The sequence below is a fragment of the Rhodoblastus sphagnicola genome, from assembly GCF_002937075.1.
In the GTDB taxonomy this organism is placed as follows: Bacteria; Pseudomonadota; Alphaproteobacteria; order Rhizobiales; family Beijerinckiaceae; genus Rhodoblastus; species Rhodoblastus sphagnicola.
The window spans coordinates 49,255-68,222 of the sequence record NZ_NHSJ01000036.1; the positions used below are offsets into that span (position 1 = coordinate 49,255).

Annotated in this window: 15 protein-coding genes; 5 read left to right on the top strand and 10 right to left on the bottom strand. The window is 62.6% G+C overall.

From position 1 onward, the window contains the following. Positions 1 to 98: 98 nt before the first annotated feature. Entirely contained in the window at positions 99 to 3,029 is a 2,931-nt protein-coding gene (locus tag CCR94_RS04630; RefSeq protein WP_104506707.1) for a discoidin domain-containing protein, read from the bottom strand. Then, positions 3,026 to 3,673 (bottom strand): TetR/AcrR family transcriptional regulator, encoded by a 648-nt coding sequence (locus CCR94_RS04635; protein WP_104506708.1) that lies wholly within the window; start codon positions 3,671 to 3,673, stop codon positions 3,026 to 3,028. The genes CCR94_RS04630 and CCR94_RS04635 overlap by 4 nt, the downstream gene beginning before the upstream one ends. Before the next feature lie 259 nt (positions 3,674 to 3,932). Between CCR94_RS04635 and CCR94_RS04640 the strand changes: the two genes are divergently transcribed. Continuing rightward, complete coding sequence (locus CCR94_RS04640) at positions 3,933 to 4,730, top strand: AsmA family protein (RefSeq protein ID WP_146089860.1); 798 nt, start codon at positions 3,933 to 3,935, stop codon at positions 4,728 to 4,730. A gap of 145 nt (positions 4,731 to 4,875) precedes the next feature. Beyond that, the gene (locus tag CCR94_RS04645; RefSeq protein ID WP_104506710.1) at positions 4,876 to 6,630 is read left to right on the top strand and encodes an ABC transporter ATP-binding protein/permease; all 1,755 of its coding nucleotides are present in this window, start codon (positions 4,876 to 4,878) and stop codon (positions 6,628 to 6,630) included. 73 nt (positions 6,631 to 6,703) lie between these two features. On the opposite strand, the gene CCR94_RS04650 is transcribed toward CCR94_RS04645, so the two are convergent. The 8 genes from CCR94_RS04650 to CCR94_RS04680 form a co-directional block, all read right to left on the bottom strand. Further along, positions 6,704 to 7,993: an alpha/beta hydrolase gene (locus CCR94_RS04650; RefSeq protein WP_184421734.1), complete on the bottom strand. Its 1,290-nt coding sequence runs from the start codon at positions 7,991 to 7,993 to the stop codon at positions 6,704 to 6,706. A 34-nt stretch (positions 7,994 to 8,027) separates the two neighbouring features. After that, positions 8,028 to 10,241, bottom strand: a complete 2,214-nt coding sequence (locus CCR94_RS04655; protein WP_244593937.1) for a DUF3141 domain-containing protein — start codon at positions 10,239 to 10,241, stop codon at positions 8,028 to 8,030. Between the two features lie 55 nt (positions 10,242 to 10,296). Next, a complete protein-coding gene (locus tag CCR94_RS04660) occupies positions 10,297 to 11,331 on the bottom strand; it encodes a CBS domain-containing protein (protein ID WP_104506712.1) in 1,035 nt (344 codons plus the stop codon). Further along, on the bottom strand, positions 11,324 to 11,458 hold the full coding sequence (locus CCR94_RS26305) for a hypothetical protein (protein WP_275112801.1): 135 nt from the start codon (positions 11,456 to 11,458) through the stop codon (positions 11,324 to 11,326). Before CCR94_RS26305 ends, CCR94_RS04660 begins: the two co-directional genes overlap by 8 nt. Positions 11,459 to 12,127: 669 nt before the next feature. Next, positions 12,128 to 12,241 (bottom strand): CBS domain-containing protein, encoded by a 114-nt coding sequence (locus tag CCR94_RS24420; protein ID WP_146089861.1) that lies wholly within the window; start codon positions 12,239 to 12,241, stop codon positions 12,128 to 12,130. A 17-nt stretch (positions 12,242 to 12,258) separates the two neighbouring features. Continuing rightward, positions 12,259 to 12,765: a hypothetical protein gene (locus CCR94_RS04670; RefSeq protein WP_104506713.1), complete on the bottom strand. Its 507-nt coding sequence runs from the start codon at positions 12,763 to 12,765 to the stop codon at positions 12,259 to 12,261. A 260-nt stretch (positions 12,766 to 13,025) separates the two neighbouring features. Next, entirely contained in the window at positions 13,026 to 13,214 is a 189-nt protein-coding gene (locus tag CCR94_RS04675; RefSeq protein WP_104506714.1) for a hypothetical protein, read from the bottom strand. Between the two features lie 159 nt (positions 13,215 to 13,373). Then, a complete protein-coding gene (locus CCR94_RS04680) occupies positions 13,374 to 13,847 on the bottom strand; it encodes a TetR/AcrR family transcriptional regulator (protein WP_104506715.1) in 474 nt (157 codons plus the stop codon). A 386-nt stretch (positions 13,848 to 14,233) separates the two neighbouring features. Between CCR94_RS04680 and CCR94_RS04685 the strand changes: the two genes are divergently transcribed. The 3 genes from CCR94_RS04685 (at position 14,234) to CCR94_RS04695 (ending at position 18,904) form a co-directional block, all read left to right on the top strand. Then, complete coding sequence (locus tag CCR94_RS04685; protein WP_104506716.1) at positions 14,234 to 17,611, top strand: DEAD/DEAH box helicase; 3,378 nt, start codon at positions 14,234 to 14,236, stop codon at positions 17,609 to 17,611. 178 nt (positions 17,612 to 17,789) lie between these two features. Beyond that, on the top strand, positions 17,790 to 18,410 hold the full coding sequence (locus tag CCR94_RS04690) for a Tn3 family transposase (RefSeq protein WP_104506717.1): 621 nt from the start codon (positions 17,790 to 17,792) through the stop codon (positions 18,408 to 18,410). Between the two features lie 80 nt (positions 18,411 to 18,490). After that, positions 18,491 to 18,904, top strand: coding sequence for a M15 family metallopeptidase (locus CCR94_RS04695; protein ID WP_158254623.1), 414 nt, complete (start codon positions 18,491 to 18,493; stop codon positions 18,902 to 18,904). The last annotated feature ends 64 nt before the right edge of the window (positions 18,905 to 18,968 follow it).

The window sequence follows — 18,968 nt, forward strand, 5'->3', positions numbered from 1 at the left end:
CGCAACAGCCATGGCGGCTTTCACGATACGGTTTTTGACGGGATCGAAGAGTTTCATCGGCTGCCTCGCAGAGTCTTCATCCCGTTCCGTCACGGCCATTATTCTTCAATGACGAGATCCCGCCAGGCTGGCGTTGTCATTGTATCGTCAAGGATTTCGCAGGGATGCCCGTCGGCCCAGGCGCGTTTCGCCCCGGGATAGCGGAAGGTGACGCGTTCGGGCGCGGGTCCCGACAGTTTCATCTTGACCTTCGCGCCGGACGTGGTTTTCCGCGCGCGAAGGTTCAGGAGACCGAACGCCGTTGGCGCGCCGTTGATGGCGATGCCGTCGTTGTCCCACCAGGCGTCGGGAACGGCGCGGAACAACGCGAGCGTCCCGCCTTCTTCCCGCACCAGCATCCGACGAATGGCCGTGAAGAATTCGGCTGCGATCCAGGTGTGGGGCATATCGCCAATGTAATCCGGCGCGCGCAAGTCGCCCCACACGACCTCCGCCCATCCCCGCCAGCCTGGAGGACGGCGCGCGCCCAGCATTGTGTTCAAGAGTCGAAACGCGTCGTCGAAACGCCCGAGCGCGACGAATACGTTCACGTTGCGCAGTTCGTATGGCGAGTAATTCCCGCTGAAGTCGGGCGCCGAGATTGCCGCCGCGCGCCGAGCGGCGCGGGCGAAAGTCGGCGAAACCAATTCTGGCGGGAGGACGTCCTCGACGCGGCAAGGCTCAAACGCGATGGAGGTGGCTGTCGGATCGACGTCTTCTCGGTCGGCCGATCCCGGTATTTCGTTCACGCCCATCGCCGCTGCGGTCGCGCGGATGGAGCGCGTGAGGCATTGTGCGAAGGCGCCCGCCTGGGCTTCCGCCTCCGTCGCTTTGTCGTCGGCGCCGATTTCTCGCGCGAGATACGCGCAATTGCGCCAGGCGGCCAAGGCGAAATAATCGTCCCAATAGCTGAACGACGGTTTGCTGTAGCCTTCGTGACTGATTGAAGGCGCGACAAGGCCGAGAGAGAGCGAGGGGTCGCCTTCCCTGCGCGCGGTGAGGTCCTTGAGAAAATTCGTCGCGCGAAGGACGGGCTCGAACACCGCTTCCAGGAACGCGCGGTCCCGCGTGATACGATAGACATCGGCGGCGACCAAGACGAATTCACCTTGCGCATCGAACTCGATGTCGCCGCCATAACCGTGGTTGACTTGCCCGTCGACGTCCAGAATCGGCGGGACGAGTCCGTTCGGATAGATTCGTTGCGCATACCACAGGACATAGGTCTTCGCGTCCTCGATCAGTCCGGCCCAGAGCAACGCCAGCGCTTGCGCCGAGCCATCGCGGATCCAGGTTCGGTCGTAGTTGCGCGGCCCGGGCTTGAAGGCGATCGGCGTGGAATTGACCAGAATGTGAACGATCTGCGCTTCGAGCGTGTCGCCGACCTCGCGGTCGCCGACTTCGAACAGGCGCGGTCCAATCTTGTCGCGCCAGGATTGGCGAACGCGATAGCGGGCGTCCTCGAATCCGATGCAGGCGCTCGGCGTGACGCCGTCGCGCATCGGCGCCGCGACCTTGACGCTGAACGACTCTCCAGGCGCCAGCGCGAATGAAAACTCGAATGCGGCGCTGAGCAGACCGGAGGCGCCGCTCAGCGCCGGAGCGGTCTGGAGCGGCTGGCGTTCGATCAGCTTGACGATGTCGGCCTTGTCGAAATCGGCGATGGCGCAAAAATCCGGCGCGCGCGAAAACGCGGCGTAAAGCGTTCCATTGACCCACAAGTCCTGGCCCTTGAGGGCGATGGACGTGGTGGCGGCGTGTCCGCCGTGCTGCCAGTAGGGGTTGATCTGCAAGGGGCGAAGAACCAGCGTCAGTCCGCCGGATTGCGGGGTTGCCTCATGGTTGCAAATCCGATGTTCGCATCGCAACTGGCCCTCATGCGCGAAGGCGGTGGTGCGACATTCGAGGCCATGCGTTTCCCAGACGACGCTGGCGATCGGCAACGCTCCATCGTCCAAGGTTTGCGTCAGGCGGGCGGCGCCCGGCGCGCCGCGCAGGACGCCTGCGCATCGCAGCAGCGGCGCGATCTGTGGCGCGCCGCGCCGCGGCTCGATGGCGCCATATTCGTCGATCAGAGCCTGCTCGCCCTGATCCCATTCTCCGAGCGCCGTCCAGTACACTTGCCGGCCCAGCAGCGTTTGCGGATAAAGCTCCTCCACGCCGCTGATGGCTGCGCGTTCGAGAGCGCCAATAGGCATGTGGTCCTTGTTTTGGAGGCGCAGCTTAAGTTCTTGGATGACCGCGCCCGCCGGCGTGTTCGCTTCATGCAATGTCAGGCGGAAATAGCGGCCCGTCGTCGAACGCCACCAAAAACTGTCGACCCCGCCGTCTCCGGTTTCTATGCGTCCGACCTCCCGGAACACCTCGCCGTCATCCGAGAGATGCACGGAAAACACGGTCCCAAAATCCTCGCCCCATTCGATCAATGCGCCAATGGGGAGCCGAGGGTAGCCGAGATCCACGGTCAGGCTGGCGCCCGTCTTGAGCCGGATCGGGGAGCCGCTGAGCGCATGGCCTTGGCCTGGTTCGAGGGTGGATGCGGCCTCTTGCGGCGCATAGAGGTTGATCTCGACAATTTCCGGCCCGTGTTCGGGCGGGGGATCGTCGCTGATGATGCACACGAGCCGAGCGGCGACCGGGGGGAAGGCGAACATGTCCAAGCCACCCTCGCCGTGGCGCGTGCCACACAAAGCGAACCATTTCGTCGCGTTCGACGCGACGACGCGATAGGTCCGCATCGCTTGATCGCCCCAGTAGATTTCGAGGCCTGCGATGATCGCGATTTCCCCGAGATCGATCTCGAGCCAGGCGCGTTCTCCTCCCTCCGCCTTCCAGGCCACGCTATACGACCGGTCGGCGGCTCGGTTTGGATCGCCGCTCGACGCAGAGATGCGCCACTGCTGTTTGGGCGGGACGCCCGACTGCAGCGCGGGCAGCCTTGCGCCGGCGCGCTTGTCCGCCAACGGCGCGATAGGATTTGGCTCGTTCATTCCGATTGCCCCCCCTCCCCTTCTTTCGCGCCTGGCTTCAGCAAGCCGCGCAACAGCACCTTGCGATGCGTCGAGATGAAGGTGTCGCAATCGATGGCTCTGCGGTTTCCAAATAGAAGGGACATGATGTTGAGCGAAAGAACCGGAGCGACGACAAACCGCGCGAGTTCGTGGGTGTCGGTCGGTTCGATCTGGCCGGCGGCAATGCCAGCGTCGAATCTCTTGCTCAAGCTCTGGAGGATGGGGGCGATGAATTCCGAGTAGTTCTCGTCGACGAATTGGGGGAAGCGATCGGCCTCCGACACCAGCAGGCGCAACAGTTCACGAAACTTGTGATGTTCGAATATGAAGTTGTAAAGCCTTGACAATATATAATCTAGGTCGGCAGCAATATCGTCGGTCCATTCCCATTCGTTTTCCTGAAACTCCTGCGCGAGGGGTGCGCTCAAGCTGGTGATTAGGCTCTCGAACAGCTTTTCCTTGCTTTCGAAATATAAGTAAATCGTCCCCTTGGTGACGCCGATGCGCTTGGCGATGTCTTCCAGGCGCGTGGCGCCGTACCCCGTCTTCCTGAACTCATCGAGGGCGGCCTCTAGAATCTGTTCAGGTCGTTCCGCTTTTTGCTTGGATCGAATGCCAGACACCCGCTTACCATCCGTTCAAATTTAATTGACTAACGCGTCAGTCAATGAAATAGATCATGGCATCCGGGAAGGCAACCCCACGATCGCGATCAAAGCGAAAATCTGGAGGCCATTCCCGGTCGGCGCGGTCGCTGCGCGCACGTCGATGCGCTTAAGAAGGTGAAGTGGACGTTCTTTCGTTGCCTATCCGCCTTACGCCAAAAAGGAGCCGGATATAGCCCGTGGGTTTTAAGCGGATAATCTCAGTGAGAGAGACACCATGAGGAAAATCTTCGGACTTACACTTATTTTGCTGCTTTTCTCCTCCATCGCGGCATGGATCTCACTTTCTCGGATCGGACCGTCCATCAAATCCAATATCGAGACTCAGGGCGCCCTTGCTACCCTGACGCCGGTGCTCATAGGCAGCTTCACGTTCTCGCCCATCACCGGCGCTGGCGCGATGGACGGACTAACCGTAGGCAACCCAGCCGGGTTTTCCTCGCCCTATGCCGTAACGGTGGATCGCATCGCCATGCAGGTGGAGAGCAGCTCCCTTCTCGGCGGCGGCCCCGTCATGATCGAATCCGTGACGGTCATTGCGCCGCGCATCACTTACGAGGCGGATGACCCGACCGCCGTCAGCAATTTGGAGAGCATGAAGAATAACGCCAAGGCCCACGCCGCCAGTTCGTCCGGCATGCAAGCGGCCAGCGCCATGCGCAAGGTCGTCATCCGCAACCTCACCGTTATGGGAGGGGCGCTTTCCCTCGCCATCCCCGTTGTGGACAGCACGCTGACCGTGCCGCTGCCTCCCGTCCATCTCAGCAATATCGGCGCGGACACAGATGGCGCCACGCCGCCTGAAATCGTTCGCGTCATATGCGAGGCCGTCGCGGACGCAGCCAAGAAGGCGGTTGCCGCCGCCATCGCCAAGAAGGTTGACGCCGCCGTCGACAAGCTCGGCAAGATAGTAAAGCGGCTTGCCAAGGGGCCGCCTGGCCTTTTGCCAGATCCACCTTCGTTGTATCTGCCGCCTTTGGATCATCTGCGTCCGCTGCCTGCTTTTCCACCGTGACGAGGTCTGACCTCTTTCGTGGGGCTGTCATTGACATCTATGTCCAACGACGAACTGCAGGAATTGGTGACGCTCACTGACGTTCTCAGACGCTACGACCTGCCATTCCCATAGGGCTCGCCGAGCAGCAACCGAAGACGAGGCGATGGGAAATACCGAGGATCGGATTGAAAACAATCTGCCGAAACAGATCGCCGGGCTGATCGGACTGATCCGCGGCTCGGATCGTCGTGGCGAGGTCGCCGCTTTTCTGCTGGCGCTCGTCGCGATCGTCGGCGCCACGGCTTACGCGCAAACACTTCTCAACGCCTGGAATCAACCATTCTACGACGCGCTCGCCCGCAAGGATGGAGCGACATTCGCGCGGCAACTTGTCCTGTTCGCGCAGATCGCGGGAAGCCTCCTTGGTTTAAACGTGGCGCAGACCTGGCTCAATCAGCGCACGAAGCTCGCCTTGCGCCGCGCGATCGGCGAACGCCTCATTGTCGACTGGCTTGCGCCTCTCATCGCCGCGCGCCTCTCCCAGGCCGGACAGCTTGGCGAGAACCCCGACCAGCGGATCCACGAAGATGTCAGACGCCTGACCGAACTGTCGACCGATCTGGGCGTCGGCTTGTTGCAATCGACCATGCTGCTGATCACCTTCGCGACCATTCTGTGGACGCTTTCGGACGATCTTTTGATCTCCATTGGCGGGACGCTGTTCGCCGTGCCCGGTTACATGGTTTGGTGCGCCCTCCTTTATTCCATCGCCGCCTCGGCCTTGAGTTGGCGCGTGGGGAGTCCGCTGATTTCGTTGAACGAGGAAAGATACGCCGCGGAGGCGAAGCTGCGGTCTGTTCTCGTCCATGTCAACGAAGAGATCGAAAGCATCACCCTCAACGGCGCGGAGCCCGAGGCCGCGCGCAAGCTGAAATCGGTCTTCGGCGATGTCGTCACGATCGCGAAACGTCTGGCGATGGCCACGACGGGTTTGGCCTGGGTGACGGCGGGCGTCGGCTGGCTCGCTATTGTGGCGCCAATTCTTGTCGCCGCCCCGGTTTATTTCGCCGGGGACATGACCTTCGGCAAGCTGATGATGGTTGTCGGCGCCTTCAACCAGGTGCAGACGGCATTAGGGTGGTTCGTGAACAACTTCTCGGGCATCGCGGACTGGCGCGCCACATTGTCGCGCGTCGTGAGTTTCCATGAAGCATTATCAACGATTGAACGCCTCCGCGAGGGAGAGAGCCGCATTGAAGTGCAGGGCGGGCACGAGGAGTCGTTCATCATTGACGACCTTTGGATCTCAACGCGGAGCGGACACATTGTGCTGAACGACCCGCACCTCGTCGTAAAAGCCGGCGATCGTGTTCTCATCAAAGGCGACTCTGACGACGAACGCGCGTTATTCCTCGCGATTTCGGGATTATGGCCCTGGGGCGGAGGATCTATCGCACGCCCGCATCGCCAGTCGATCGTCTTCATGTCGTCGCCAGGATCCATTGCGCCGGGTCCGTTGCGCTTATCCTTGACGTTTCCGCACCCGCCAGACGCCTATGATGACGAACGCATTCGCGCGGCGCTCACGACTGTAGGCCTCGAACATTTCGCGACATCGATCGACACGGACGATCGATGGGATCATCGACTGTTGGATGATGAAAAACAGCGCGTCACAATGGCTCGCGCTCTCCTGGTGAGACCGCGCTGGCTCGTGATTCATCGCGCGCTTGCTTCGGTCGACCTTGTATCCGCCGAGCGGATTGCCGCATCGTTCTCCCGCGAAATGCCGGAAGTTGGCTTGATCTATATTGGAGATGCGCCAGCGGCGCCTGACTTTTTCACGAGGATGGTCGATTTCACGTTGGAAAGGAAACGCCCCCCTTTCCACCCGACCGTCGCTCCGCGGATTGGCTGATCGCCTGAACGCCCGGTGAGCGTAGAGCAACGGCCGGTGTCGCGTCGCCTGGTCGGATTACCGCTCCGCGCCGTCAGTGTACTTGTCCTGGCATGATATTGACGTTCCCGCCGCCAATGGACAAAATTGGAAATGGGCCTTGCGACCCGTTCGAATCAGCCCTCCGCGCGCGCTCCGTCTGGGTTGCGCCAGAAGGAGGTTGCATCCGCCCCAGCGAGCGAACCAGTTGAGGCGCGACGCCCGCGAGCAGGGTGAATTTGTCGTGGTTGGCTGGGTCCATCCCTTTCACATCGCTGACGTCGATGACGGTTGCTCCAAGGGACGTCAATTCGTTGGCATCGCCATAGGCTCCAAGCCGTGGTCGTCCTCCCGCGATCAGACTGGACAAGCTGAGCGCCTGATCGTCCCTCGATATTATGACATAATAAGGAACGGGCGGTTTGCCCAGTTGGCGCAGCTGGGACTTAAAGACATCGAAATCAATATCTGGAGAAGCAAGAAAGACCAGGTCAACCTTGGACAAGTTGCTTGTGAATCCGCTTAATTTTAACTGGATAATCGACTCCATGAACAGCCAGTTGCCTAACGAATGCGCCACGATACTGACCTTATTTGCGTCGCTTTGCAGCAAAAGCTTAAGCACTCTCGCGAGATCCGCCCGCGCGGCGTTGGCGCTGTTATTGTCATAGCCATAATCGAATACATTTCCCCGCGACGCCCAACTGAAAACGACGGGAACGCCGGGGAAAGCCGCGTCGTGACTGATTTGCGCCGTTGTGTAGACCGCCTCAGAGAAAAAAGTGTTGAACCCGTGTATATAAAGAATAACTCTGCGATTTTCGGGGCGCTCTCTTCTCAGCCGCGCATTCAATTTCTCAAGAAAGTCCCGTTCGCTCGGCAGATATGACGCCTTGCGCACAGTGAAGTCCGTCTTGGGGTCCCCGGGAGGCGAATCTGGCCATTCGACCTCTCCGGTCACATGGTTGGGGGGCACCGAAATGGAAACATCCGCGAAATCCAATCCGGCTGCGCGGTCGGTCCCAAAAAGCGTATCCGACCGTTCGTCCCGCTTCCGGGTCGTCGCGACCAGAATGTCGTGTCGGGTCGAGCCCGATTCAAATGCGGTTGAACTGCCGAGGTACCCGGTTTCCGGCCGCATGGCGCAGCCGGCGAGCAGAACAACAAGTCCGAGCCACAAAAGTCGCATTTCCAGAAGCCTTGAATTGAGGGCGGGCGATAAACGCGCTTTCATATGCAGCCTCTCCACAGCCAATTGCGCATCCGCTTCCTCGCGTCGTCGAAAGCTTGGCCCGCCAGACATTCTCAAGAAGAGCGCCCCGCGCGTGGCGCGAGAAAAGCGCATGGTGTCGCGAGGATATACTCCGGCGCGCGGCCGCTCAGTCGGCTTCGAAAAGCTTTTCGATGCGAGCCAGCCGCTCCGTGCGTTCGCCATCAGGTTCGCCGGCCGCCGCCATGACCTGCCGGATCGTCTCCAGCGCCTCGGCCCGGTCGCCGGCGCCGGACTTCAGCATTTTCGGGATCGCGGCGAGCGCGGCGTCCCGATCCAGCAACAGGGTGAAGAATTGTTCGCGGACCAGTCGCTTGAACGCTTCGAGCGTCATGCCGTCTTCCGTGGCGCGCATGTGGCGCAACGCATTGAACGCGCGTTCGTCCACGCCCGGTCCAGCCATGCCGATATAGACCATGCTGCGAATTGCCGCTTCGCGCAGTCCGCCTTCGGCGACATGCGCCTTGAGTTCGGCGATGCCTTGCTGGATGAAGGCCGTCCGCTCCGGCTCGACGCCGGGGCGGCGGCGCGGAGGCTCGTCCGAGGCGCCAACGCCAAGCAGGGCCTGCACCTGCGGCGAGCCATAGAACGACAGGAATAGCTGCTCCGCGCTGCGATCGCGCAGATCGCGATAGCTGTCGAGCGCGGCGATGATTCCGTCGGAAACCATCGCTTGCCACCGGAGCAGCGGGTTGTCGGACGACACCGGCTGGCGGTGTTCGCGCACCTGCGCGGCAAGCTGGGCCACCTGTCCCATCAGAGGGTTGCGGTCCGAAAACAGTTCGAACGGCAGTTCGGCAAGACTGAGCTTGCGCAGAGCCTCAACGGACTGGTCGCTGACGAAGGCGCGGACAACAGGCTGGAGGAAGCTGCGATAAAGGCTGAGATTAATCTCCGACACCCGCCGCGCGGCGGCGAAACGACGCTCGTTTTCGGGGGTTGGCTGGACGATGGCCCGCACATCGGCCAGCGTTCGCTTCTCGAAATGCGCGATCCAGTCGCCGGTGGCCATTTCAGGATGGACCGTCTCGGCGGTCTTGGGCGTCATGACCGCCTCGTAAAGGCCGGGCGGCAACACGTCGATCAGATCGATATTGGAAGCAAACTCCTGATGCTCCTTTTTCGCCACCCCGCCCGACACGAAAATGCCGAGATGGCCAATACTTTCGTGGATCGCGTAGACGATGGTCTGGCCGTTGGCGAGCAGGTCGTCGTCCTTTTCATACAGATCGACGATCCAGCCAAGCGCCTGCTGAGGCGGGGTAATGTTGTCCCCCCTGGAGCAAAAGCAGATGATCGGAGAGCGGATATGACGCAGGTCGATCCGGACGCCGTCGCTGGTGATGATTTCGGCGGTCGCGAGCCGGTTGCCGATAAACAGCTTATCGACAATCCACTGCATTTCCCCGGCGTTGAGTTTGACGTGTCCGTCCCAATATTTCTCGAATTCGAGGAAACGCGGCCCCTCGGTGTCGACCTTGCTCCAGACATTATAGTTCTTGGTCCAGAGTGTGTTGGCGGGGTTCAAATTCTCGAAGTTTTCGACCAGATAGCCGCCGTCGAACTTGCCATTGCCCAGGTCGCCCGTGAGCGCGGTGAGCCAGCTGCCGCCGAGCAGGCCGCCGGAATAGCGCATCGCATTCTTGCCTTCAACGCCGGCCCAATACGAGAGCGGCGCTCCCGGAACGATGATCGGCCCGAACAAGTCGGGCCGCGTCGCCGCCACCATCATCACCGCCCAGCCCGCTTGACAATTGCCGATCACGCAGGGCTTGCCTTCGGCTTCCGGATGCAGGGCGATGACCTTTTCCAGGAACGCGGCCTCCGCCCGCATGATGTCTTCGATGGTCTGCCCAGGCTCAGGCTCGGGCGTGAAGCCGACGAAATAGCACGGATGCCCGGCGCGCATCGCCACGCCCAGTTCGCTGTCGGCCTTGAAGCCGCCAATTCCCGGGCCATGGCCGGCGCGCGGATCGACGACGACAAAAGGACGCTTTTTCGGGTCGATCGTGACGCCTTGCGGCGGCTTGACCCGGACCAGGCCGTAATTGACGGGGCGCTCGAAAGTTCGACCGTCGAGCACCAACTCCGCATCGAAACTGAGAACGTTCGGAACGGCCTTCGCCTTCTGGGCGTAATATTGCTCGCTGCGTTGCCGGAACACATCCCAGAACAGAATAGTGCGTTGCGTCGCGTCGACGACATAGTCGCCGACCAATTTCCAGGGCTGGAGAGCCGCGTTCATCGATGCAATGTATTGCGATCCATCCGAATCTTTTGTCGGGAAGGCGCCGGTCGTTTCGCTGCTGGAAGACTTGGACATGAGAACACCTCAACAAGGGTGGCGAGCGCAAGGTTATTTGGCCGAAGGGGCGGCGTCAGCGTCCCCAGACCAGGGACAATTCGGCGTCGCCGGGAAAGCCGTCCGGAAAGCTCGCGATGCGCGCGGAGAGCGCAAAACCGAGCGGCCGCAATTCCTTGTCCCAGTACAGAAAGAAATCCGCAGCCTTGCCGCGCAAGCTCGCCGGCCAGTCGGGATCGGGCAAGTTGATGGCGCGACCGCCATCGCCGCAAAGCGCCGCCGGAAAGACGAGGGCCGTGACGCCGGTTTCGCCGCGCCGCGCCGCCTCGCTCGCCCGCGTCATCAGATGGGCTAAATCGGCGTCGGTGAAGCGGGCCGCGAGCAGCGACCTGACAAGTCCATCGCTTTTTTCGCGCGATTGCCGCAACGCGTTCTCATGAAGTTTCGACCTGTTGCGCTCGAAGGCGTTGACCAGGTCCTTGAGGCTCGCGCCGGTGACCGCTGCTTTCGGCGCCTCGGCCGTCGGCGCTGGCGGCCGGGTTGGGGCCGGCCGCAGCTTCGCCAGCGCAACTCGGATGTCCTCGCGCAAGACCTCGAAAGCCTCCGCCGTCACCGGCATCGCCGGATGGCGCGCCTTGGGCGCGAAGAACCGCAGCAAATCGGCTCGCGTAATGACGCCGACGACGATTCCCAACCGTGTAACAAGGATGCGCTTGACCCGACGCTGCGTCATCAGGTTCGCGACTTCCGCAATCGACGCGTCCTGATCGATACAAAGCGCGGGCTTGGACATGATCTGGCGCACAGTCTCGCCCTCATGCTCCAGCGCGTCGAGATAGTTCCCGGCGACGTCCTGTCCGCCGGCTAGAATGGCCAACCAGGCTGCGCGCTGGCTGTCGCGAATCATGGCGTCGGAGAAGTGGAAATCGCTCTCGCTGACGACGCCGAGCGGCCGGCCGTCGCCATCGACCACCGGCAAGCCGCTGACATGGAGGCGCAGCATCGCCTCCGCCGCGGCGCGAGCTGTGTCGTCCGGCCCGACCGTGACGACCCGCGAAGTCATGGCGTCACAGGCGCGCTGATTCTGAATTGAACGGGCAATATCAAGCATGGCGGACACCTTTCGTGCGGGACGCGGCCGCAAGATCGTGTTGCGGCAAGGCCACGCGCAGCCAGCAGCCCGCGCCGAGGCTCGCAGCGACCACGGTCGCCGTCAGCAAGGTTCGACCAAAGAACATCCGCTTCTCCTTCCGCGCCCATCGAAGCGCCGACAGCGATCGTCTCGGTCGGCGACGGCCTTCGGATTTTCGTCCGGATCGCGATGGGACTGTTTTTCCGGCCGGCACGATTTATTTCACTGACTGACGCGTTAGTCAATGGCGTTTGAGCGGATGGCGAGCGTGTGTCTGGCATTCGATCCAAGCAAAAAGAGGTCAGCTCAAGGATTGTGATTCTTTGTTCGCCACACTGAACACAACGCGAACTTCGTGGTCATGATCAGCTTGCGGGCCTGGGTTCAGGCTCGAGTGCTGCATAGAGCACTGTCTTTCCGATCTTGAGGCGCGTCGCCGTTTCGCCCACCGTCAACCATTTCACCATAAGCGCCCTCACGCTCCAGCTTGTTCGCGGTCACCACGGGCTTTCGGCCGCCGCGTCTTCCGCGCGCGGCGTCGGCTACGAGGCCGGCGCGTGTGCGTGCGGATGAGGTCGCGTTCGAATTTCCGCGGCGCGCATGTGGCGCAACGCATTGAACGCGCGTTCGTCCACGCCCGGTCCAGCCATGCCGATATAGACCATGTTGCCAATCGCCGCTTCGCGCTGCCCCGCCCTCGTCCGAGAGGCTACGCCAAGCAGGGCCAGCGCCTGCGGCGAGTCGGGCGACACAGGCTGGCCAACCCGGCCGCGCGCTACCTGTTGCGGGCCATTGCGCCGGAGAAGTGGAAATCGCCCTCGCTGACGACGCCGAGCGGCCGGCCTTCGCCATTGACCACCGGCAAGCCGCTGACATGGAGGCGCAGCATCGTCAGACCGTCGTTCGCTAAATGTTGTCCAGATCAGCCCGGCACAGCGAGCTGAACGCCAGAAGCGGATCGGGATCGAGACTCTTCGACAACGCATCCGTCGCAAGTTGCCGAACTTCGATGCCCGGCTTCAGCGAGATTTCGACGATGGAGCGGAGCACAGCTTCTCCGCCGGCGACGACCTCCTGAGAAGCAAAGAGCCTCATTCGGTTGATAAGCCCGACCAGCCGCTGCGCATCTTCGGTCAACGTGATTTCTTCAAGCGTATAGGCGTTGAGAAGCAAATTCGACGCGCTGACGACAAAATCGGCATAAACCTTCTCTCGTTTCGTCCGCTCAAATGCAATGCGCTGAAGGCGATCCTGGAAGCGCTGGGTATAGACGGCTGTGATCACCGAGGCGCCGCCGCCAACGATGGCCCCGGCCAGAGCCGAAACTGAGCTAAGTACGGCTGTTAAATCCATGTGCATGACCTCTTCAAAAGGGGCGCCGCGCGCGGCGCGGCGGGCTTGTCCACGTTGCATTTATTGAACTGTTCGAGCGCGTGGCGTCGCTCGATCACGTGAACACTCCACCGCCTAAAGGCGGTGGCTTCGGGTTACGGCCAAAAGCCGGACAGGTCGGCTCTTTGGGCCGACAGGCGCAAATTCTGAAACATTCTTGCCCAGCTGCCGTTTCGCAAAGCTGAAAGTTCAAACACATTCACGGGTTTCGATTTGAATGCTGAAGCAATCTCGACGACACTCGCTCGTGGCTGGTCCCATGCCGCCTAGAGGCGTGGGGTTTACGGATCCCCTATCAGGACCGCGGTGGCGACGCCATGCGCGTTCATAGTCTCGACGGACTTCTCGGGCGTCCAATGCGGCGGCGGCGCGCCGGCCACCTCGGTCAGGCCCCTGGTGTGCATGGCGCGCACGAAGGCCGGAGGAATCAGACGGTGATGAACGTCGATCCGATTGGCGGGGGCGGTCATGGTTGGCTCCGTTGCTGTGGTCGATCGGCTGGCTCGACCGGCGGGAGATGAAAGAAGGTGGCGACGATGGTTTCCACCATCCGGGTCCGCGCCGTGTCGGCGTCGATGTCCGGAGCCAGGCGGTTCAGGAGCGCTGGGAATGTCGCGGCAGGTTGAGGGCTACGTTGAGCAGGGCAAAAACAGCGCCGGATGGCTGCTGCGGGTGACGCCGGCTTCAATGCCGGCCGCGAAAAACGCCCGGCTCGATTCATAGGCTGGTTGGAGGAGCAGGGTCTGGAGCCGCTCGGCGCGGTCGGGCGCCTCGGCCCAACCTCGGGGAACGAAATCCCGAACATCCGGGTGCGCTGCGTAAAAGTCGGCCAACCGCAAGGTCATGTCGCGCCGCCGCTCCCCTATGGGACGGGAGAGGTCGGCGGCGATGCGGCGGGTCTCGTCGATGACGGGCCGCGCCTCGATCGCGCTCGCATCGAGACAGGCCTCCCAGAGCGCGATCTTGCTGCCGAAATGCACGCGGACGAGATTCGGGCTGACCTTCGCCTTTACCGCGATGCCGCGCACGTCGGCCGCCTCAAAGCCGAAGCTGGCGAAAACCTGCGTGGCGGCGTCCAGCAAAGCCTTTCGGCCGTCCGGCATGTCCTTTGTTCGCCGGCCTCTTGGTCGGCTGTCGTTGAATTGTGTCGCAACTTTCCCAGCCTTTCAGCGCAGGCAACGCATCCTACCGAGGCGAAAGCGCCTTCGTCGGCCATTTCGTCAGCGACTCACGCGGTTGACCTATGCGGTGGGCGTGCTCGGCGTAATCCGCGTGGTCGCGCGCAGCCGGACGCGGCCGGAGCACAGACGGAAAACTGGTTCGTCGCGGTCTGACGACTGCCCGATCCGCAGGCGGCGGTCCACGCCTGCGCCCAAGCGTCGCATGATTGCGCCTGCGTTGACGCTGAGTTTGTCATCGCAGGCTCCATGCCTGAGAATGGCCGCCGCCAGTTCGATCTGGCGGCATACGGTTCAAGGGCGGACGACGGGTGCGGTTTTCTGACAGCGACATTTTGCGGCACGTCGGCGCGCGCGCCATGGAAGCGGGCCGGGTCTATCGCAGGCAAGGGCGAATCGTTTCGTTCGAGGAGAGTCCGCCGGAGATCCTGGCGCTGGTGCGCGGTTCGTCGCGCGTTCCCTACCGCGTCAGCGTCACGGTCGCGTCCGCCGAAGATGACAGCGTGCGGATAAAAGGCCGTTGCTCTTGTCCGGTGGGCGCCTATTGCAAGCATATCGCGGCGGTGTTGATCGAATCGCGCGCGCGAGATGACGACATAGCGCCGACACGACAGAGCGAACTGTTCGCGGCCAAACCGGAGACGCCGGCGTCGGCGGGCGAGACGCTGCCACCGCACATATCCCACTGGATCGAGGCGCTGCAACGCGCGCAGGCGTCGGACTCCGAGGACTATCCACCGGATTCGCAAAGTCGGCTGCTCTATGTCTTTTCGCTTCCCGAATACCGCCACGCCGTCTGCGAGTTGCAAGTCGAGGCGGTTTCCGCGCGCCTTCTCAAGAGCGGGGGCGTCTCCAGCTCGATCTCGCGCCCCGAGCTTTCGTCCATCCTCTCCGACACGCCCGCCAAATACATCCGCCCGTCGGACGTCAGGATCGCCCGCCTGCTGACCATGGCGCGCGGCGTCAGCTATGGCGGATCAATCCGGCTCAAGGACGAGGCCGCCTGGGAAATCATCGACGCGGCGCTCGCCACGGGGCGCGCGCGGCTCGACAAAGCCAACGGGCCGCTGCTGGCGTCCGGTCCGGTTCAGGCCGGCAAGATCGTGTGGAAGCTCGGCGACGACGCCAACCTGCGCCCGGCGATCGAGACCGAGCCGGGCCTCACGCCCTTTGCCGCGTCCCCGCCGGGTTATCTTGACCGCGAAAGCGGCGTCATCGGTCGGCTCGACATCAGCATGGAGCCGAAACTCGCCGCAGCGGTTCTCGCCGCGCCGGCGCTGCCGGTGCGCTTTGCCGCCGAGGTCGCCGGGTTGATCGAACAGCGCGCGCCCGCCGCCGCCGCCGCGCGCCCGACCTCGTCCGAACCGCCCTTGCGCATCGCGCAAAGCCCGACGCCCGTGTTGCGCCTGGTCAAGGCGGAGTTGCCGATCGCCACGCCCGAGATCGAATTCCGCCGCCAGCACTGGTATCGCGCGCCGCCGCCGGAGATGGAGACAGTTGGCCTCGCGCGCCTGAGTTTTCGGTATGCCTCGGCCTACGTGCCCCACGGCGAGACCAAGCCCATGGTGACCACGGTCTCGCAAGGGCGCGTGCTGGAGATCGTCCGCATGCCAGCGGAAGAATCCGCCGCCGTCATGCGCCTGACGGCGCAGGGCCTCACTGAGGCCGGCGACTTCCTCCTGGGAATGCCGGCGCGGCACAAGCACGACTTTCTGCCCGAGGACCACGAATTCGGCTGGTTCGATTTCCTCTATCACGGGCTTCCGGCCCTGCGCGACGCCGGATTCGCGGTCGAGGTCGACGACGCTTTTCCTCACAAACTGCTGCACGGCGACGGCGCCTTCGAGATCGGGCTGCGCGACTCCTCGGGCTTCGACTGGTTCGAACTCGATCTCGGCGTCATGATCGATGGCGTGCGCGTCGATCTGATCGGGCCGATCTGCCAGCTGATCGCCTCGCCCTTCTTCGACGCCGCCGGCTACGAACCGATCGAGGGCGATGACGATCCGGTCTATCTGCCGCTCCCGGACGGCCGCCGCCTCGCCATGCCCGGCGCGCGGCTGATGCCGATCATCCGGGCGATTCACGACCTGTCCTGCGCCCAGGCCCTGTTCGATCCCGGCGGAAAACTCCGGCTTTCCATGGGCGACGCGGCGGCGCTCGCCGCCTTCGAGGACGCCACGCTCGACGCCGGCGTCATCTTTCGCGGCGGCGAGGTTTTACGCGAGATGGGGCGCAGGCTGAAAGAGGTCGGCGGCCTGCCGCGCCGCGCGCCGCCAAAAGATTTCGCCGCCGATTTGCGGCCCTATCAGGCGGACGGCTTGTCCTGGCTGAGTTTTCTGCGCGAAGTTGGTTTGGGTGGCATTCTCGCCGACGACATGGGTCTCGGCAAAACCGTGCAGGCGCTGGCGCTGATCGCGGCGGAAAAGTCCGACGGACGGCTCGACAAGCCGGCGCTGGTGATCGCGCCGACCAGCCTGATGGCCAATTGGCGACTGGAGGCGGAGAAATTCGCGCCGACCCTGAAGGTGCTGACGCTGCACGGGCTCGATCGCAAGCAGCGCTTCGCGGCCATCGCCGACAGCGATCTGGTGCTGACCACCTATCCGCTGATCGGCCGCGACAAGGACGCGCTCAAGGGCGAAATCTGGAGCCTGCTGTTTCTCGACGAGGCGCAGACGATCAAAAATCCGGACGCGACGACGACGCGCCTGATCCGCGAACTGAACGCCCGCCAGCGCTTCGCGCTGACCGGCACCCCGCTGGAAAACCATCTCGGCGAATTGTGGTCGCTGTTCAACGTGGTGTCGCCGGGCTTTTTGGGCGATCGCGCCTGGTTCTCGCACGCCTTCCGCACGCCCATCGAAAAGAAAGGCGACACGGAGCGCGCCCGCGCTCTGGCGCGCCGCGTCAAACCGTTTCTGCTACGCCGCACCAAAAATCAGGTCGCGAGCGAATTGCCGCCCAAGACCGAAATCGCCGAGCGCATCGAGATGGAGCGCGAGCAGCGCGACATTTACGAATCCATCCGCCTCGCCATGCACGCGAAAGTGCGCGCCGCCATCGCCGCGAAGGGCCTGAACCGCTCCCGCATCATCGTGCTCGACGCCCTGTTGAAGATGCGGCAGGCGTGCTGCGATCCCCGGCTGCTCAAACTGCCGGCCAAGCACATCGCCAAGGCCAAATCCGCCAAGCTCGAACGGCTTGATGAGCTTTTGGGCGAGTTGATGGAGGACGACCGGCGCATTCTGATTTTCTCGCAATTCACCTCCATGCTCGACCTGATCCGGCCGCGCCTCGACGCCAAAAAACTCAGGTTTTCGCTGCTGACCGGGGACACCAGGGACCGGCCGAAGGAAATCCAGGCGTTCCAGAACGGCGAAACCAAAATCTTCCTGATCAGCCTCAAGGCCGGCGGCGTCGGCCTGAATCTCACCGCCGCCGACACGGTGATCCTTTACGACCCCTGGTGGAATCCGGCGGTCGAGGAGCAGGCGATCGACCGCGCCCATCGCATCGGCCAGGATAAGCCGGTGTTCGTCCACAAGCTGGTGATGGCGGAGACGATCGAGGAAAAGATGGAGGAGATGAAGGCGCGCAAACGCCAGTTGGCGGAAAACCTGTTCGACGCCGACGGCGCGCCGACGCTCGCCATGACCGAAGCCGACATCGACATGCTGTTTTCCTGAAGCGGAGGTATTGATTTGAAGGCGGAGACTCCGGGTTTTGCCGCGGGCGCGCTGACCTCAAAAGGCTGGACCCTTCGCCTCTCGCAGCCCGGCCTCAGGTAACGAAAAGATCGCCAGATACGCATAAGCAGACATAAAGAGAACGCAAGCAGCTTTAGTATTGTGGAACAATCAAGGGTTGCGGCTTTCCGGCGGGGCCAGGGCCTCCATCTTCGCCGATAGAAAATCGGATCGGCGGCTCTACGAAATCGCCACGCTCGCCGTCTTGCGCGAGAAGCTGCGCTCTCGCGATATTTCGGTCGAGGGCAGCCGGACGTTCAGCCCCTTCGCCGATCAACTGATGCCAAAGGCGGCGTTCGAGGAAAAGAAAGCGGCCAACGCCCTCAACCTCGGCGTGCCCGGCGATTTCGATCTCTATATCACCGACCTGTTGGCGGAAGTGAATGGGTGGACAGGGTTTTCCGACAGGTTCACCCAGATGCGAACGCTGGACGCGGCGCGCAACAGGTCCACAATTCTCGCCGCCGTGCTGGCGGACGCCACCAACTTCGGCGCAAAGCGCATGGCCGAGGCGTCGGCCAATGTCAGCGAGAAGCAAATCGGCTGGGCACGGCAGTTTCATGTCCGGCCCGAGACTTACAAGGCGGAGCAGACTGCCGTGACCGATGCGCATTCGGTCCATCCTCACGCCAGCCTATGGGGCGCCGGCGTATCCGCCGCAGAACCCGCTCTCGTTCTCTCGCAGAGACGGATTGATTTCGTGACGCGTCAGCCACCGGCGCAGTATCATCGGCCATGATCGAAAACCAAATTCTCCCGCCAAGCAAGAGGCTGCTGCCGAGGGCATTCGGATATTTCGGCTTGACGATGTTGGCCTGCGTGCTGACGGGCGATATCGGCTGCGCGGCAGGCCCATTGCCGAAAGGGTTCGCTTATCTCCGCGATGTCGATCCGAGCATTCGGCAGGACATCCGGTATTCCGGTTCGCACAATTTCATCGGGCGTCCGGTCGATGGCTATCGCGCTGCGGAGCGCGTCCTCGCCGAAGCCGCCGCCTCCGCGCTGAAGAAGGCGCAAGAGAGCCTTGCGCAGCGCCAACTATCTCTCATCGTCTGGGATTGCTATCGGCCCGCGCCGGCAATGCGCGGCGCCCGACCGCACTTCGTTTCCGTCCTCGCAATTTCGAACCGCGGCGCTGGCCCGACTGGGGGCCACAGATTGACAGACGCCAAACGGCCGGTATCGCTTCGATACCGGCCGGCAATATTCGACTTCACATGCTTGACCTACTGAACCCATACAGCGGCAGTGGACGCGCCGCGGGGCGATGACAGATCGGCATCACATGCTGAAGCAA

Coding starts and splice junctions, on each gene's coding strand:
- CCR94_RS04670 (WP_104506713.1), bottom strand. CDS start 12,765: ATGCAACGTGGACAAGCCCGCCGCGCCGCGCGCGGCGCCCCTTTTGAA.
- CCR94_RS26305 (WP_275112801.1), bottom strand. CDS start 11,458: ATGTTCTTTGGTCGAACCTTGCTGACGGCGACCGTGGTCGCTGCGAGC.
- CCR94_RS04650 (WP_184421734.1), bottom strand. CDS start 7,993: ATGCGCTTTTCTCGCGCCACGCGCGGGGCGCTCTTCTTGAGAATGTCT.
- CCR94_RS04680 (WP_104506715.1), bottom strand. CDS start 13,847: ATGCCGGACGGCCGAAAGGCTTTGCTGGACGCCGCCACGCAGGTTTTC.
- CCR94_RS04675 (WP_104506714.1), bottom strand. CDS start 13,214: ATGACCGCCCCCGCCAATCGGATCGACGTTCATCACCGTCTGATTCCT.
- CCR94_RS04645 (WP_104506710.1), top strand. CDS start 4,876: ATGGGAAATACCGAGGATCGGATTGAAAACAATCTGCCGAAACAGATC.
- CCR94_RS24420 (WP_146089861.1), bottom strand. CDS start 12,241: ATGCTGCGCCTCCATGTCAGCGGCTTGCCGGTGGTCAATGGCGAAGGC.
- CCR94_RS04655 (WP_244593937.1), bottom strand. CDS start 10,241: ATGTCCAAGTCTTCCAGCAGCGAAACGACCGGCGCCTTCCCGACAAAA.
- CCR94_RS04660 (WP_104506712.1), bottom strand. CDS start 11,331: ATGCTTGATATTGCCCGTTCAATTCAGAATCAGCGCGCCTGTGACGCC.
- CCR94_RS04640 (WP_146089860.1), top strand. CDS start 3,933: ATGAGGAAAATCTTCGGACTTACACTTATTTTGCTGCTTTTCTCCTCC.
- CCR94_RS04630 (WP_104506707.1), bottom strand. CDS start 3,029: ATGAACGAGCCAAATCCTATCGCGCCGTTGGCGGACAAGCGCGCCGGC.